The following is a 16,016-nucleotide window of genomic DNA, read 5'->3' on the forward strand; positions in this document are numbered from 1 at the left end:
AATAAGAATAGAAATATTGTAAGAAAAGCCAACTTCTGAAAGAGAAATAAAGGTGGCGCAGCAGTTAAATAGTTTGTATTACTTCACCTTAAAAAAATATTTATTATAGTATTTACTCCTATTCGCTAAAAACCTAGAATTGTATCAAACAGTGCAACCAAGCCATCCGGCTTAATTACTATCTTTTTAATAATTAGTACCATTAATTTTATTAATTTAAAGCCAACCAGCTGCTGGAGGAGCTTTGACAATAGCTGGCTATAAGCTATGGGGTTTTTGATAAAAAAGTGCTTGGTCTTAATTGGGGTAATACTTTACACAACCTCACTTGGCTGGGCGCAAGATACTTTATCTCTGTCCGATACTAATCAACAATCCTATTCGTTTCTCCCGGGCCATGTCGAATTGCTCCGGGATTTTACCCAAAGGCTTACTTTAAAAGAGGTGCTTAACCATTCTGGATTTATAATTAATAATCAAAAAAGTATCAAAGAAGGACCGGGTGCCACTTATTGGCTGCGATTTACTATTCGTAACCAGGATGCTTGGCGAAACCAATGGTATTTAAACTTCAGTTCCAATGATATTTTCCGAATATTTATTTATACAGTATCCCCTTCCGGGCAAGTACTTTCGGCGGATACGTTAGGCAACAGTTACCCTTATGCCAAACGCCGGATACATGTAGTCAATTTCAATCATCCTTTCTCTCTTCATCCGAAAGAAGTAAAAACCTTTTATGTTTACCTGGACCATCATCTGCAGATGCTGGATACAGAAATGAACGTAATAAACATACATCAAGGATATAAATTCCTCGAACTTTACACTTTTATTCATGGAATTACCATTGGTGGCAGCCTGATTTACTTACTAGGTTCCTTGGTGCTGGTTTCGGTATACCGTCGAATTATTAATATGTACTTCAGCTTTTATGTATTGGGGGCCGTTTTGTACTTGGTTGGATCCACTGGGTTTGGTTTTTGGTTACTTTGGCCAAATATCCCCTTTTTTCAAGATGCTTCCCCTTATATTGGTTTTACTCTGATATTGGTAGGTTATTCCGGTTTATTTCGGATTTTTTTTCGGTTAGAAGCAAACTATCCTAAAAGCAATTATTTATTTATAGCCTTTACCAGCTTTTTTGTGTTATTGGCTATTGGGTTTATGGCCTGGCCTTACCTGGTTTTGCTGCACGAAAAAGCTTATTATTGGCTTTACATTGTGGAGGCTATAACTTGCATGGCCTGTTTCTTTATCTCCTTTGGGCTAGGCATAAAAATTTATTGGGAAACCTGCAATAAAACTTACCTCTGGTTTTTAAGTGTGTTTATATTACTAATTTGCACCTGCCTGATTGTCTTACTGATGGAGTTAACACCCATTAGTATAGAAAATTATATAAAATCAGGTTTAATTATTGTAACAGTTTTTTATGAAACAACTGTACTCTCTTTGCTGCTTATCCGGAGAACTTACTTAGAAAGAATTTATTACCAAGAACAAATAATTTCGGAAAGAGAAAGAATAGTAGAAGACTTACACGATGAAGTTATTTCTATTATTGCAGGTGTGCGGATTTCCTTTGGTATTTTAAGCCGAAAGCTTACCGATACAGCCCTGCAAAATACCCTGCAAACATTAGACAAGAAAATCAGTAAAGTGATTGACCAGATACGGGAATTATCCCGGGACCTTAAAAGTGATAGCAACCACCTGAGCACTTTAGCCGCGGAACTCTACCGATTCGCTAATGATCAGTTCGAAATGTCGGGCATTCATCTGCACTTTACTTTTCATAAAAGTGCCCAACCCATTTCTTTGCCTTTAGTTGTCAGACGGAATCTGAAAGGATTTTTGAAGGAAGCTATTCATAATTGCCGCAAATACGCCCAAGCCCAAAATTGCTGGATTAAACTGGAACATTCCGGCAATGTTCTTCACTGCTTAATAAAAGACGATGGTCAAGGTTTCAATCACGAGGAAGGAATGTTACATCCTATTGGGGAGGGAAATGGGTTAAGAAATTTTAAGAAACGCGCGCAAAAAATGCAGGCCGACTATACACTAATTACCCAATCCAATCAGGGAGTAGAAATTAGACTAACTATTAACCTGTTACAATTTAATAAACTGGACTTAGCCATGGCAGAAATCCCATAATTATGGGGTATCTTTTTAGTGAGCTTATTGTTACTTTTGTTTAAATCTCCCTATCAAAATGGCTATAAAAATTGCGATTTACGAAGACGATATCAATTTCCGCCAGCCACTACGCGAGCTAATCCAAATGGAAAATGATTTGGAACTGGTGGGTGCATTTGAGGATTGCCTGGAAATAGAAAAACAGGTAACGGAGCTGCAACCCGATGTGGTTTTGATGGATATAGAATTGCCGCACATAAATGGTATTGCTGCCACTAAGCTTTTACGAGCCAAAAACTCCAAAGCCGAAGTACTAATCTTAACCAGTTTTGAAGACAACCAGCAAGTATTTGCAGCTATTCTGGCTGGAGCCCGCGGCTACATTGTGAAAGGTGAAGAAAACACCAAAATAGTAGATGCCATTAAGCAAATAATAGCCGGTGGAGCTCCCATGACTCCTTCCATTGCCCGAAAGGTTCTGGAGTTTTTTGCGTCACCCACCCATAAATATGAAGTAGATAAACTCACCCCTCGCGAATTTGAAATTTTAAAATTGTTAAAAGACGGCTACAGCTACAAAATGATTGCGGCAAACACCTTCGTGGAACTGTCAACGGTACAAAGTCATATAAAAAATATCTACAAAAAACTGGAAGTTCACTCTGCACCGGAAGCTTTCAAAAAAATTTTCAAAAGCTAACCTTCCTAATTAAATTAAGATTTTCTTTTCCGGCCAATGGTTCGCATATGGCTCAACATCTTCTAGATCATCTAAATTAATCAGACGGCAGCAACTGCTTTTTGTAACCCGGAATATTAGTAAGTAATACGCCAACCAGAATAACCAGTAACGCACCTATCTGCAAAAGATTAATTTTCTCGGCCGCAAATAAACCGCCTAGTAATACGGCCACTACCGGGTTAATGTACGTGTGGGTACTCACCAGAGCTGGTGGCCGCACCGAAATAAGCCAGATAAAAGATAAATAGGCCACTAAGGAACCCATAACAATTAAAAAAAGTAAACCACCCCAGGCTCTTAAAGATACTTCGGCAAAGGAAAACCCGGGCCATTCCTGGGTAAGCAAACTAATGAGTAAACTTACCACCCCAGCGGCCATTAACTGCTCGGCCGTGGTCATAATAGTGGAATCTTGCTTAGAAGTTTTACTTTTAGAAAGTAATGACCCTACTACCCATAAAACCGAACTGCCCAACAGAACCAGGTACGCCGTTAATTGCCCCGAAGAAGTACTCGCTGTATTACCAGATTGCACAAAAAACAAGATTACTCCGAGGAATCCAATTAATAAACCCGCAATTATGAGTTTGTGCGACAAGTAAGTAGACCAGCATTTTTTATCCAGCAGAATAAACCAGAAAGGTTCGGTAGCAATAATAATAGCCGCACTGCCCGAACTAATAAATTGCTCGGCCCAGGTAACTAATCCGGAGCCACCTACCAGCATTAGCGTGCCACAAATAGTATTTCGGCCCAGGTTCTTCCAGGCAGGAAAAGATTCTTTTTTGAGCAAACACCAACCAAACAAAATAATACCAGCCGAAAGGAAACGTAAAAAAGATAAAATAAACGGCGGAATACCATCCAGTCCAAATACAATGGCCAGGTAAGTAGAACCCCAAACAATGTAAATATTCGCGAAGGCTACTAAAACCAGCCAACGGGGAGCAGCAGTCTTTTGACTCATACTAGTACCTTTATAAAATTATTCATTATCGTCCATTACCTCCCACCTTAACTAAAAAATAAGGGGGTTGATTAATTAGTTATCTTATTATACTCTTTGCTTTTGTTATTAAAATTTTTACTACTAAAAAAGGTTTAGAACGTAAAAATAGTTACTATTGTTACTAGTAAAAAATAGTTAACTAGTAAGAACAACCTAAATGGCGCATCAAAATACAATAGAAACCATTCCGTTTGATGGGGGTGTTCTTTGTTTAGATTTTATTAATACAATAAGAAATCGAAAAGTTACCTCTCTGCATAATTACTTAGCTACTTACCAGAACTTTATAATTTGGTGCAGCAGAATTCAGCAATGGCCGGAAGAATGGTTAAATAATTTATACACGTACAGCCAGGAACAGCCAGCAAAAGCAAAAGTTGCCTTGCATAACATTCTAGCTACCCGCGAGAATATGTATGCCATTTTTTCGGCAATTGCCGCCGAAGCTATTCCCGATGCGGGCGAGATTGCTATTTTTAACCAGCATTTAACTACCGCTTTAAGTCAGGTGGCCCTTACTTTTGAGAATACCCAGTATACCGTGCTGGTAAGGATGCAAGAAAATGACTTAGAACGACCCTTAAAAACTATTCTGTATTCGGCTTACCAAACCTTAACCCAAACTGACCGAAAAAAAATAAAAGAATGTGCGGAGTGCGGTTGGTTATTTTTAGATACCACTAAAAATGGTAAAAGGCAGTGGTGCAATCCGGGTTACTGCGGCAGCACTTCTAAAGCCCGGCGGTATTACCATCGTAAAAAAGGAAATGAACAGAAATAACGAATCTAGTTCTAAAGCTATCCCTATTTTCTCTTTAATCTTGATTACTTTCTTATTTAAATTGATTTGGAAGCATTGCTATTTAACAAGAACCTCTTGCTTTTAAGTAAAAATCTTAACTTTACAAAAGCCAAAACCTTTTAACAGAATTACTTAAAAGAGTTACATCTACTACCTTGCATTTCTGTTCCTGATTAACCATGAAAAGAAGACCTTTTATAAAATTATCTTCGGCGGCAACTGCCGGCAGTGCGCTTTTACCGGTAACCAAATGGCTACCCGACGAAAAAATAAAAAACTGGGCGGGTAATATTATTTACAGCACCAGCTCTGTTGCCTACCCCAAAACTCAGGAAGAAGTACAGGCTTTCATTAAAAATCATGCAAAGTTAAAAATACTGGGTACCCGCCATTGCTTTAACCGCATTGCCGATAGTAAAGACTACCTGCTTTCGACTAAACAGTTAAATAAAGTAATTTCTTTGGATACCCAGGCGCATACTGTTACGGTAGAAGGCGGCATAAAATACGGCGAACTGGCTCCTTACCTCCACGAAAAAGGCTACGCACTCCCTAATTTAGCTTCTCTACCTCATATTTCGGTGGCGGGTTCTATTACAACGGCTACTCATGGTTCCGGCGTAGAGAACGGTAATTTAGCTACTCCAGTGGTAGGCTTAGAAATAGTAACCGCCGACGGCCAAGTGCATACTTTTACGAAAGAAAAAGATAGCGATACATTTAACGGTGTAGTAGTAGGTTTAGGGGCGCTGGGCCTGATTACCAAAGTAACTTTAGCTTTGCAACCCACCTTCCAGATGCGGCAATTTGTTTACGAAAGGTTGCCTATGGACCAGTTGAAAAACAATTTTGAAAAAATAGTATCGGCGGGTTACAGTGTAAGTTTATTTACGGACTGGCAAAATAACAGCATTAACGAAGTCTGGATTAAAAGCCGCCTGGACGATGCCGCGAATTCCAACGCTAAACCAAACTTTTACGGAGCCACGGCCGCTACAAAAAACCTGCACCCCATTGCGGAAGTATCCGCCGAAAACTGTACCGAACAAATGGGCGTTCCGGGTCCTTGGCACGAACGCTTACCGCATTTTAAAATGGGCTTTACTCCCAGCAGCGGCGTAGAATTACAATCCGAATATTTTGTGCCACGCGAACAGGCCATGGAAGCTATACAAGCTATTGCGCGTTTAGGGAAGCAAATTAGTCCGCACTTGTTTATTTCCGAAATCCGGACCATTGCCGCGGATAATTTTTGGTTGAGCCCTTGTTACCAACGGCCAAGCGTGGCCCTGCATTTTACCTGGAAGCAAGATTGGCCGGCAGTAAGTAAATTATTACCCATAATTGAAAAAGAATTAGCCCCCTTTAATGCCCGCCCGCACTGGGGCAAGTTATTTACCGTATCTCCGCAGGTGTTGGCTTCGCGTTACGATAAATTCGCTGATTTCAAAAAGTTAGTAGCCCAATACGACCCGAATGGTAAATTCCGTAACGAATTCCTGAATAGTACTATTTTTAGCAGTTAGCCAGATGCTTATTTTTCCCTGATTAAAATTAAATAAGTGGGAAACCTAATGGGCGTTATTTGAAACAAAATTGTTGCTTTCGGGTTACATTTATTTATTGAAATTGCCATAAGCGGAACTCACCGGAATGATTGATTACTATTTGGAAACTCTTTACGAAAACGATTTTACCAGAATTGAATGGAGTAAAGACCACGCCTTAATCCAGTTAACCTTCCGCCAACATCCGGACGCAGAACGCTTCCAGAACAGTTACCGCTTAGCCATAGATACTGCCCTCCGGAAAGATGCTCATTATTGGTTAACGGATGCTCAGAAAATAAAATCGATGCTACCCGAAAACCAAGCTTGGTTAGTTCAGAACATGATGCCTTTACTTAAATCAAACCAAATCCGGAAATTTGCTATTGTAATGGCGCCGGAGTGTTTTGTAATGACCAGCCCAAACAAGGTTTATGAACGCCCCAACTCCAATAACGAACCCACTTCCGCTGGAACTATAAAAGTTCATTTCGATTTAGAAGCTGCTAATAACTGGCTTTGGAGCGAGCTGTAGATTTATATAAGATTAAAAGATTGTTTTCCCAGCCAGATGCCTTCCTAATAATTAGACACTAGCGAGGACGTTCGCCCTAGGTTGGTTTTTGCTATCTACTTATATCAAATCGTATCAAAAAACTATTTTGGATTTTGCTTGCTAGCAAGCGTTTTCTTTGGAATCTTTTTAAGCATACATTTACTGGTGCTATCGTGTTGGGTTTCAATCCATACATTCTTGATAATGAATCCAAATTCCCCATCTTAAATCAAATTTACTAATATTAAGCTGTTTGCTGCTCCATTCCTATTCTCTTATCAGATATTACTTATTCCGGAATTTTACTCAAAATAGTACCTAAAATGCCAGAGTAAGGCAACCTAATTTTATTCTGGAAGTAAGAAGCCAGAGTAATTTAAATTTATCTTTGCGCTGGTAAGCCGAAAATGTAATTAATCTAAATTCTACTAATAAAGTACCGGCGCTTTAGCAGCAAGAATAGTAGGGAAAGCAAAAAATGGAACAAGTAGTTGAAAAGGAGCGGAAGAAAAGTATCCTGCAAGAAATAACCTCCAAGACCGACCAAATAGATCAAAAAGTTAAGTACCGCATTTTTCTCAGCGTATTTTTCTTTCTTTCAGGATTTAACTTTGCCAGTTGGGCTTCGCGTATTCCCACTATAAAAGCAGCTTTGAATTTGAATGAAGCCGAATTAGGCTCGGTTCTCCTTACCATGCCTATTAGTTCTATGATTGGACTGCCTATTTCAGGTTGGTTGGTTTCCCGGTTTGATACGCGTATTCCGTTAACCCTGGCTTTTTTCCTGAATGCCCTTAGTCTATCTTTAATTGGTTTGGCACAATCCACTTTAAGTCTGGTTATAGCGCTGTTTTTATTTTCTTTAAGTACCCGCATTTTTAACATTTCCATGAATACCCAGGCTATTACTTTACAAAAGCAATTCGACCGAAAAATAAACGGGAGTTTTCACGGGCTTTGGAGTACAGGTGGTATTGTAGGAGTGGCGGTTACTACTTTAATTATATCCCAGGGAATTTCTATTGTGCCGCATTTAGTAACTGTATCGGTGGTTACGATTGTAATTACGTTGCTTTCGTACCAGCAATTATTACGCAACGACCGCTCCACCGGAAAAGATAAAAAATCCATGGCTAAGCCGGATGCCTATATTTTATACTTAGGCTTATTAGTATTTTTTGCGGCTATTTGCGAAGGCGGCATGTTTGACTGGAGCGGCATTTATTTTCAGAAAGTAGTAAAAGAAGAGGTTTTTACCATTGGCTATTTAATTTTCATGACATTCATGGCCTTTTCCCGGTTTGTGTCGGATCGTATTATTGATAAAATAGGGATGGCTCCTACGTACATTATGAGTGCCATGTGCATTTTTACCGGTATAAATTTAGCAATTTTCTTCCCGACCTTCTGGCCGGCTTTAATTGGCTTTTCATTTGTGGGGTTTGGCACGGCGGCCGTTATTCCCATGACCTACACGTTGGCCGGAGGCTCGGAGAAATATTCGGCGGGAGTAGCTATTTCTTTAGTGGCTTCATTCGGGATTGTGGGTATGCTACTGGGTCCGCCTTTAATTGGTTACCTTGCCCACGCTTTTAATCTAAAAATGTCCTTTATCACTTTTGCTTTTTCCGGCCTGATGCTTATTCCTATATCGCGGTTATTTTTCAGATTAACTAAACAAAATTAATGTCCGGTATTTCTAATGTTTAATTAAATAAAGTAAATAGCAGGAAAAACATACATCAGCAAGTTTCGGATTTTATGAAAGCAAAAACATTCGGATTTTTGAATCATAAAATTTAGAAAAAATGAACATTCAGGACCAAGTTAATTATAACCGCATTGCCGAGGCAATCGCTTATATTCAAACCAACTTTAAAGACCAGCCCAATCTGGATGATGTGGCGGAAAAAGTAAATTTAAGTCCGTTTCATTTTCAGCGAATTTTTAACGAATGGGCAGGAACCAGCCCTAAGAAATTTTTGCAGTACATTAGCGTGAATTACGCCAAAAAGCTGCTGACCGAAAAACAGGCAACTTTGTTCGATGCTGCCTACGAAACCGGACTTTCCAGCACCAGTCGCCTGCACGATATGTTTGTGAACATTGAAGGCATGACTCCGGCGGAGTATAAAAATGGCGGTAGAAATCTGGTTATCAACTACAGCTTTGCCGAAAGCCCATTCGGAAGAATTATTATTGCATCTACGAGTAAAGGAGTTTGTTACATGGCTTTTAACGAAGACGAAACTCAGTCTTTCCTCGATTTAAAATGTAAATTTCCGAATGCTACCTTCCGTCAGAACCTGGATTTGCTGCAACAAAATGCTTTATTCATATTTCAACACGATTGGAGCAAGCTGAACCAGATTAAGCTGCATTTAAAAGGAACCTCTTTTCAATTAAAAGTTTGGGAAGCTTTGCTGCAAATTCCCTTGGGCAGCCTTTCTACGTACGGTTCTATTGCCCGGAAAATTGAGCTCCCGAATGCGTCTCGCGCTGTAGGTACCGCTATTGGCAGCAATCCGGTTGCCTTTTTAATCCCGTGCCACCGGGTAATTCAATCTTCCGGAAGTTTTGGCGGCTACATGTGGGGGCCAACCCGTAAAACTGCCATGATCGGCTGGGAAGCCTCACAAGTAAATCCGGAATAATATTAAATCATTCACTTAAGTTATTTACTAAATCTAGTGGTTGGAAAGTATGATCGGTAACTCTCCATATATATAAACTTCGTCCCTGAAAACGTAGTATGAAATCTGCTTGCCTTAAAAAGAAAAAATGAACTTGTTTGACTACCCTGCCAACCCTACCCTAAACTTATTACCTAAAGACGGAACGGTTAATTATTTCGGTAAAATTTTCTCCCCCGAAGAAGCCGATAATTATCTGAACCGACTGCTAACCAACATTGCCTGGAAAAATGACGAAGCAAACATTTTCGGTAAAACTATTATTATCAAAAGAAAAGTGGCCTGGTACGGCGATCAGGAATTTGAATACACCTACTCCAACATTACCAAAAAAGCCCTGCCATGGACTAAAGAATTATTAGAATTAAAAACTACAATAGAAGCCGAAACCGGCGAAACTTTTAATTCGTGCTTGCTTAACCTTTACCATACCGGCGAAGAAGGAATGGCCTGGCACAGCGATGGCGAAAAAGACTTGAAGAAAGATGGCGCGATTGGCTCATTAAGTTTTGGGGCCGAACGTAAGTTTAGTTTTAAACATAAACAAACCAAAGAAATTGTTTCAATGGTACTGGAACACGGTAGTTTACTAATAATGAAAGGTACTACCCAAACGCATTGGCTGCACCGCTTGCCACCTACCAATGCCGCCCACCAGGCCCGGGTAAATCTAACCTTCCGGACAATTGTTTTTTAATCTGCTTATAAAATTTAAAGATTAAATAGCTGCTTTTTTAATAGAGTTGCTAGAATTTCAAAATTTAGCTAAGGCTTTAATATCCTTTACTTCCAGGATTGGTTTTCCGTAGCCTTGCTCTACCACATTTATCATGGCCAAACCCAGTTCCTGCAAGGTGGACATGTAATTAGATAAAAAAGGACGTAATAGCGGTACCAGCCACTTAATGTAAGAATACATTTTTAAAGTATTATTTAAACCGGGAGTAGGTTGCAAAAACCCGGGCCGGAACATGTAGGCTTTTTTGAAAGGTAGTTTTAGTAAATCGTTCTCCGTTTTTCCTTTTACCCGTGCCCAATTCGAACTTCCTTTTTCGGAACTATCTGTGCCGGCCCCGGACACGTAACAAAAAATCAAATTGGGGTTTTGCGCAACCAAGGTTTTAGCTACCCCCATTGTAAGTTCGTAAGTAGCGCGGTAGTACTCTTCTTTGCTCATACCCACCGACGAAACTCCCAAACAAAAAAAGCAAGCATCGTAAGGAGTAAAATCAAACTGTATTTCCGAAAACTTTAAAAAATCAGGTTGAATTAACTCTTTTACTTTTGGGTGCGTAACTCCACTTGGCCGGCGATTTAAGAGCAATACTTCTGCTATGTCGGGGTGTTGCAGGCATTCGTGCAGTACTCCCTCTCCTACCATGCCGGTAGCGCCGGTAATTATTACTTTTTTGTTCATAGTAGTCTGGAGGTTTAAAAATTTACTAAAAGATTAACTTGTCACCGGATTTTCTTTAACCAATGATTTGCTTTTTTGCGTAGGAGCAAAAGCTCAGGTGAACGCCCTTTGCAACAATCGCTCTTTATAATTGTTTACTGTAAATTTATTTTAAACAACATTTAATTTTTCGCAAATACAACAAAAATTATGGAATTTAGACAGTTAGGTGGTTCGGGGTTATTTGTACCGGTTTTAAGTTTTGGTACGGCCACTTTTGGAGGCAGCGGAAATTTCTTTAAAGCCTGGGGCAGCACCCAGGTAGAAGAAGCCACGCGGCTAATTGATATCTGCATGGAAGCAGGCGTTAACTTTTTTGATACCGCCGATATTTATTCGCAAGGTTTGTCAGAAGAAATTCTGGGTAAAGCCATTGCGGGTAAACGCGACAAAATGATTATTTCTACAAAAGGTACTTTTCCGTTCGGCTCAGGACCAAATAACCAGGGGTCTTCCCGTTTTCATTTAATAAAACAAGTAGAAGGCAGCTTAAAACGGCTCGGTACTGATTATATTGATTTATACCACATGCATGGTTTCGACGGCAACACTCCCGTTGAAGAAACCTTACACACCTTGAATACATTGGTGCAAGCAGGTAAAATCCGGTACATTGCCGCTTCTAATTTCTCGGGCTGGCATTTAATGAAATCTTTAGCTGTGTCGGAGAAATACGGCTGGCCCAAGTACGTGGGGCACCAGGTATATTATTCGTTAGCTAACCGCGATTATGAATGGGAACTCATGCCGTTGGGTATCGATCAGAAAGTGGGTAGCTTAATCTGGTCGCCGCTGGCGGCGGGTCGATTAGGTGGTAAGTACCGCCGAAACCAGCCTTTGCCGCCGGATAGCCGTGTAGCACAGGGCGGTAGTCCCGTACCCGAAGCCGTAGTAAACGAAGAAGTATTTTACAATACCATTGATGCCTTAGAGGAACTAGCCGCCGAAGTAGGTAAAACCGTGGCCCAGGTAGCCCTAAATTGGTTGCTGCAACGCCCTACCGTTACCAGCATTATTATTGGTGCCCGGAACGAAGAACAATTAAGGCAAAACCTGGATGCCGTTGGCTGGAACCTGACTGTAGAACAAGTAAAAAAACTAGACAAAGCCAGCGAAGTACCCGCTGTTTATCCTTACTGGCACCAACGGCAGAACACAAAATTAAATCCTCTACCCCAATTCTATAAAAAGTAATTTTTTGCCAGAAAAGCCATTTTGCCCATATTGGCGCAGGACGGCTTTCTAATATTAACATGCGTTTGAGAATAGAAAAGAAGATCTGTAGAAAGGAGCTATTCTTTTCCAATTCGGTCCTTTTCGCGGAAACTATTTAGCTACGTAGTCAAAAAGTTTTCACCTGAAGGATCAAAATGGCTTAACTTATTTCGGTCCATTTACTTAGATACTGCGATAAGATCAACGCCATTAAAAAAAAGTAAAATTAGCTCTTGTCTACCTAGATTTTAAAGATACAGCCGTAAAACAAACACTTATTCTATGCAACAAGACCAAGTTATCCGCGACAATTTAGTAAAACTACTAAGAAGCGGGCAGGCTTTTAAACCTTTGGAGGAGGTTTTATCAGGCATAAATGTAGAAGAAGCCGGTAAAAAGGTACCAAAACTGCCGTATACTCTTTGGCAGGTAATAGAACATTTACGCATTGCCTTGTTCGATATTTTGGATTTTAGCCGGGGCCCGAACTATGAATCGCCGGAATGGCCCGCCGGGTACTGGCTCGAAGAAATTGCTCCGGCTAACCAGGAAGCACTGGATACTAGTATTCAAACGATTCAGGACGGTCTGGAACAAATGATTCAACTGGTGCAGGATCCTGCTAACAACCTTTATACCCCTTTTGCTCATGGTACCGGCCAAAATTTACTTCGGGAAGCCTTATTAGTAGCCGAACACAATGCTTATCATTTAGGTGAAATTATTATACTGCGCAGACTTTTAGGAAATTGGGAGTAGCTGCACTGGGGCTTTCCGGATTAATGCCGGACTATATTTACTAAAAGTCGGGGAATAACAGCCTATGTGCTTTTAATTTAAGTACTTCTGGAAAGATCTAACCAGTAGGTAACTAATCTCGGATTCTTCCAGAAGGATTTAATTAAAGAAGTGGAGCTTCTTTTTTAATTTATACTTATCTATATCTTGTCCGTACCAATAAGAAAATGCTTCTTATTGTACCTTACCCGCTGCATTCTCCAAAACTACCTTAGACAGAACGGCCGTATCTACTTTATCCGGCAAATGCGAGCAAAAGCCAATTCCTACATAAAAGGGTCCATCAAAGGGCAACTGAATTGCTTCGCCTACCTGATGCATAGGTTCCCCGGCCATGCTCACAAATAGCGCAAAGTTATTTCCCCGTTTTTCTATACCAATGCGTTTTGCCAACCCGATCTCTTTTTCGTTAGGAATTTGTGAAGCCGGTAAACCTCCGCGTTGGTCAACTTTCGTTTCTTTTAAATTCTGGCCTTTCTCAGGCCGCCAGGCTAGGTGCAATAAACCACCTCCGTGTAAGGCCACCATGGCTTCTTTGGCATCATCTTCCAGGCTTTGGCGAATTATAACAACCGCTTTGCGATCTAAATAGCCTTCTTTATCCGGAAAATTAATGTCCGCTGCCAGCGATACATCGCCATCCATTTTCTTCCACAAATAACGGAATTCATCCCGCGTATACCAGATATTATAACCGGCGGAGTTAATGGTGTATTGCTTGGTGGCAGCGTTATAACTCGAAGAACCAGGTACTAAGGCTGCACCTACATCGCTTTGACCTTCAAAAACACCAATCTTCTTATTACTGGTGCGGGTTTCCCGGTAAAAATCTAATGGTGGCGGTACTTGTTTATGCGTAGCTGAGCCAGGTAGCGCCCAATCCGGTACTTCCACTTTTGCGGGTGTTTTTTGAGCAACAGCCAAGTGTGGGGTAACACTCCATACCAGAACAGACAAGAAAAGTAAGCTGCTATATTTTAAAAATCCGGTCTTCATTTCGTATAAAGGTTAACAAAGTATATTTAGTAATACATTTAGTAAATAAAACTTAAGTTGATACTTAAAAATAGCGAAAAAATGTTACTCACACCGAAATATTTAATTAAGCTGTAATTGTTACCGCTTTATACGTAGTAAGGTTAGTATCCGAAACCTTTGAGTAGAACTATCAGGTTTATTATCGGTTAATAACTCAACTTTTTAATATTATGAATTTCCACTCTTATCCGGAATTATCTTATTACAGGGGTTCCCAGAGTTCTATCTTGTTTCCTTCGGCATCCATTATGTGAATAAACTTCCCGTATTCATACGTTTCCATTTCATCAATAATAGTAACTCCGTTTTCTCTTAACTTTTTTATAAGTCCTTCTAAATTCTGAACTCGGTAATTAATCATAAACTCTTTTTTAGAAGGTGCAAAATATTCGCTTTTACTTTTAAAAGGTGACCATTGGAGAGAATTTACTTGATCTGGGCAGTTTACATCCCTGGATTTAAAAGTGGCGCCCCACTCATTTACCTCGAGGCCTAAATTTTTGGCGTACCATTCTCTCGTTTCTTTTGGATTGTCAGAGAAAAAGAAAATTCCACCAATTCCTGTCACCTTGGGAGTTGCACCACTTATTGAACCTGTATTCTCCATGTTGCTTTTTGATTCTTCCATATGGTTTAGCAGTTTTTCTGATGTAGTATTGCTCATATTAAGCGGCAGCTAATGATTAAGTGTTTATGCCGAAATCGTAGTAAAACAAGTATCTGGAATACAATGAGTTCGATGTAGAAATTCTATTTTACTAATTTCAAAGTAGTATCGCTGTCATAATGCTTGCTCTTTGAACTGATTCCAACCAAACTGTCCAAAGCAATAAGTAAATGAGCTTTTCATCATTCAGGAAAGACATGGAACCTAAAATTTCACTTATTTCAGCGCTATCCTAAATTCAGAGGATAGAGGATAGTTAATCAAGGAAATTAAACATTGCAACGTATTCTCTATTATAAGATAAAACCACTTCCATTCTATTGTTTTTAATTACTGCCAAGGTTGAAGTGTTTATGAAGTTGTGGTATTTGAAAAACGTCATTTTAATTAACTACAAAAGCAAAATAGCGATTTAAAGCCGAATGATCGAGCGTCCTGCCACAATTTCATAAACACAATGTTGTACGCCGCTGTTTCTTTTTTGTCAGCACAAAATTATTGTTAATCTGTTTATTACTTTTTTACTTTTGAAATAAAAATAAAAAGTCCCCCGAGTAAAAAAAAGCGATTGCTTGTCGATGCCGAAAATGTACTAAAGCATCATTCCATCTCAAAAGTGTCGGCTAACAAAGTATTTCTGATTCTCTATACCTTTGAATTCTGTAAAGGTCTTTCCATTATAACTTACTCAGCAGCCGCCTTTGCGAGGGGCACGTTTATAAATTATTTTACTATCTCGTTTTACATAGTTGATCGATACTATGGCATAGGAATACTTAGGCGCATGCAATACACTATGGCTTCTTATGATTATTTTATCGTTCACTTTCAGGCTATGTAGTTGCTGCAATTCATTACACTTTTCCGGCCCATAACCAAGAATATAATCGACGCCATTAATCCTGACCATCAGGCCGAAACCTAATCGGGAACCTGGCGGAAGAGAAAGAGAGGTTACCACAGCCTCCATATTGGTAAAAGCACTTATATGCTTCCTTATTTTAGCTTCACTAGCATACACTTTTTTACCTGCGGGAGACGCTTCCCATTCTTTGTACTTGATACCTTCAGGGGTAGCCTCCCATTTTTTCAAGGCAGCTTTCCTATCTGCAGCAGAGAGGGGCTTTGGGATTGATTTTTTAGCAGTTTCATTTTTGATTTCGCCATTAGCCAATACTAGTCCGCTTACCACCACCAGTGGTAAGATCAACGCATACATAACCTTTTTCATATTTTTAGCAGGTTTAAATTCATTCGCCGCCATGTCCCCCGTAGGGGAGGTGGCGGCTTAGCTCCTATTTATTATGCAGTGAATCGCAAAGTCCCGGTGACGTTGCTGGGGAATTTT

General features: G+C 39.9%; 15 protein-coding genes. 10 read left to right on the top strand and 5 right to left on the bottom strand.

Features of this window, described 5'->3' with window-relative positions:
* Window positions 1-267 precede the first annotated feature (267 nt).
* Complete coding sequence (locus HUW48_RS14045; protein WP_182411553.1) at window positions 268-2,163, top strand: sensor histidine kinase; 1,896 nt, start codon at window positions 268-270, stop codon at window positions 2,161-2,163.
* Window positions 2,164-2,221: 58 nt separating this feature from the next.
* Complete coding sequence (locus tag HUW48_RS14050) at window positions 2,222-2,845, top strand: response regulator (protein ID WP_182411554.1); 624 nt, start codon at window positions 2,222-2,224, stop codon at window positions 2,843-2,845.
* Window positions 2,846-2,921: 76 nt separating this feature from the next.
* On the opposite strand, the gene HUW48_RS14055 is transcribed toward HUW48_RS14050, so the two are convergent.
* The gene (locus HUW48_RS14055) at window positions 2,922-3,854 is read right to left on the bottom strand and encodes an EamA family transporter (protein ID WP_182411555.1); all 933 of its coding nucleotides are present in this window, start codon (window positions 3,852-3,854) and stop codon (window positions 2,922-2,924) included.
* Window positions 3,855-4,053: 199 nt separating this feature from the next.
* Here HUW48_RS14055 and HUW48_RS14060 point away from each other — a divergent pair, with 199 nt between their 5' ends.
* From HUW48_RS14060 to HUW48_RS14085, 6 genes are all read left to right on the top strand, one after another.
* Window positions 4,054-4,677, top strand: coding sequence for a CGNR zinc finger domain-containing protein (locus HUW48_RS14060; RefSeq protein WP_182411556.1), 624 nt, complete (start codon window positions 4,054-4,056; stop codon window positions 4,675-4,677).
* 200 nt (window positions 4,678-4,877) lie between these two features.
* Window positions 4,878-6,224: an FAD-binding protein gene (locus tag HUW48_RS14065; protein WP_182411557.1), complete on the top strand. Its 1,347-nt coding sequence runs from the start codon at window positions 4,878-4,880 to the stop codon at window positions 6,222-6,224.
* A 127-nt stretch (window positions 6,225-6,351) separates the two neighbouring features.
* A complete protein-coding gene (locus HUW48_RS14070) occupies window positions 6,352-6,780 on the top strand; it encodes a hypothetical protein (RefSeq protein ID WP_182411558.1) in 429 nt (142 codons plus the stop codon).
* Between the two features lie 499 nt (window positions 6,781-7,279).
* The gene (locus HUW48_RS14075; RefSeq protein WP_182411559.1) at window positions 7,280-8,488 is read left to right on the top strand and encodes an MFS transporter; all 1,209 of its coding nucleotides are present in this window, start codon (window positions 7,280-7,282) and stop codon (window positions 8,486-8,488) included.
* A 121-nt stretch (window positions 8,489-8,609) separates the two neighbouring features.
* Entirely contained in the window at window positions 8,610-9,455 is an 846-nt protein-coding gene (locus tag HUW48_RS14080) for a bifunctional helix-turn-helix domain-containing protein/methylated-DNA--[protein]-cysteine S-methyltransferase (protein ID WP_182411560.1), read from the top strand.
* Between the two features lie 127 nt (window positions 9,456-9,582).
* On the top strand, window positions 9,583-10,191 hold the full coding sequence (locus HUW48_RS14085) for an alpha-ketoglutarate-dependent dioxygenase AlkB family protein (protein WP_182411561.1): 609 nt from the start codon (window positions 9,583-9,585) through the stop codon (window positions 10,189-10,191).
* Between the two features lie 57 nt (window positions 10,192-10,248).
* Here the strand turns inward: HUW48_RS14085 and HUW48_RS14090 are convergent, their stop codons facing one another.
* Window positions 10,249-10,911, bottom strand: a complete 663-nt coding sequence (locus HUW48_RS14090; RefSeq protein ID WP_182411562.1) for an NAD-dependent epimerase/dehydratase family protein — start codon at window positions 10,909-10,911, stop codon at window positions 10,249-10,251.
* 189 nt (window positions 10,912-11,100) lie between these two features.
* On the opposite strand from HUW48_RS14090, the gene HUW48_RS14095 reads away from it, so the two are divergent.
* Window positions 11,101-12,144 carry an aldo/keto reductase gene (locus tag HUW48_RS14095; protein WP_182411563.1) on the top strand — a complete coding sequence of 348 codons (1,044 nt, stop codon included), beginning with the start codon at window positions 11,101-11,103 and terminating at the stop codon, window positions 12,142-12,144.
* A gap of 303 nt (window positions 12,145-12,447) precedes the next feature.
* On the top strand, window positions 12,448-12,924 hold the full coding sequence (locus HUW48_RS14100) for a DinB family protein (RefSeq protein ID WP_182411564.1): 477 nt from the start codon (window positions 12,448-12,450) through the stop codon (window positions 12,922-12,924).
* Between the two features lie 213 nt (window positions 12,925-13,137).
* Here the strand turns inward: HUW48_RS14100 and HUW48_RS14105 are convergent, their stop codons facing one another.
* The 3 genes from HUW48_RS14105 to HUW48_RS14115 all read right to left on the bottom strand — a co-directional run bounded on the left by HUW48_RS14105 (window position 13,138) and on the right by HUW48_RS14115 (window position 15,932).
* Window positions 13,138-13,959, bottom strand: coding sequence for a hypothetical protein (locus tag HUW48_RS14105; RefSeq protein WP_220463931.1), 822 nt, complete (start codon window positions 13,957-13,959; stop codon window positions 13,138-13,140).
* Window positions 13,960-14,203: 244 nt separating this feature from the next.
* Complete coding sequence (locus HUW48_RS14110; RefSeq protein ID WP_182411565.1) at window positions 14,204-14,629, bottom strand: VOC family protein; 426 nt, start codon at window positions 14,627-14,629, stop codon at window positions 14,204-14,206.
* 727 nt (window positions 14,630-15,356) lie between these two features.
* Window positions 15,357-15,932 carry a hypothetical protein gene (locus HUW48_RS14115; RefSeq protein ID WP_246343475.1) on the bottom strand — a complete coding sequence of 192 codons (576 nt, stop codon included), beginning with the start codon at window positions 15,930-15,932 and terminating at the stop codon, window positions 15,357-15,359.
* Window positions 15,933-16,016: the final 84 nt, after the last annotated feature.

The organism is Adhaeribacter radiodurans (assembly GCF_014075995.1).
Classification (GTDB): Bacteria; Bacteroidota; Bacteroidia; order Cytophagales; family Hymenobacteraceae; genus Adhaeribacter; species Adhaeribacter radiodurans.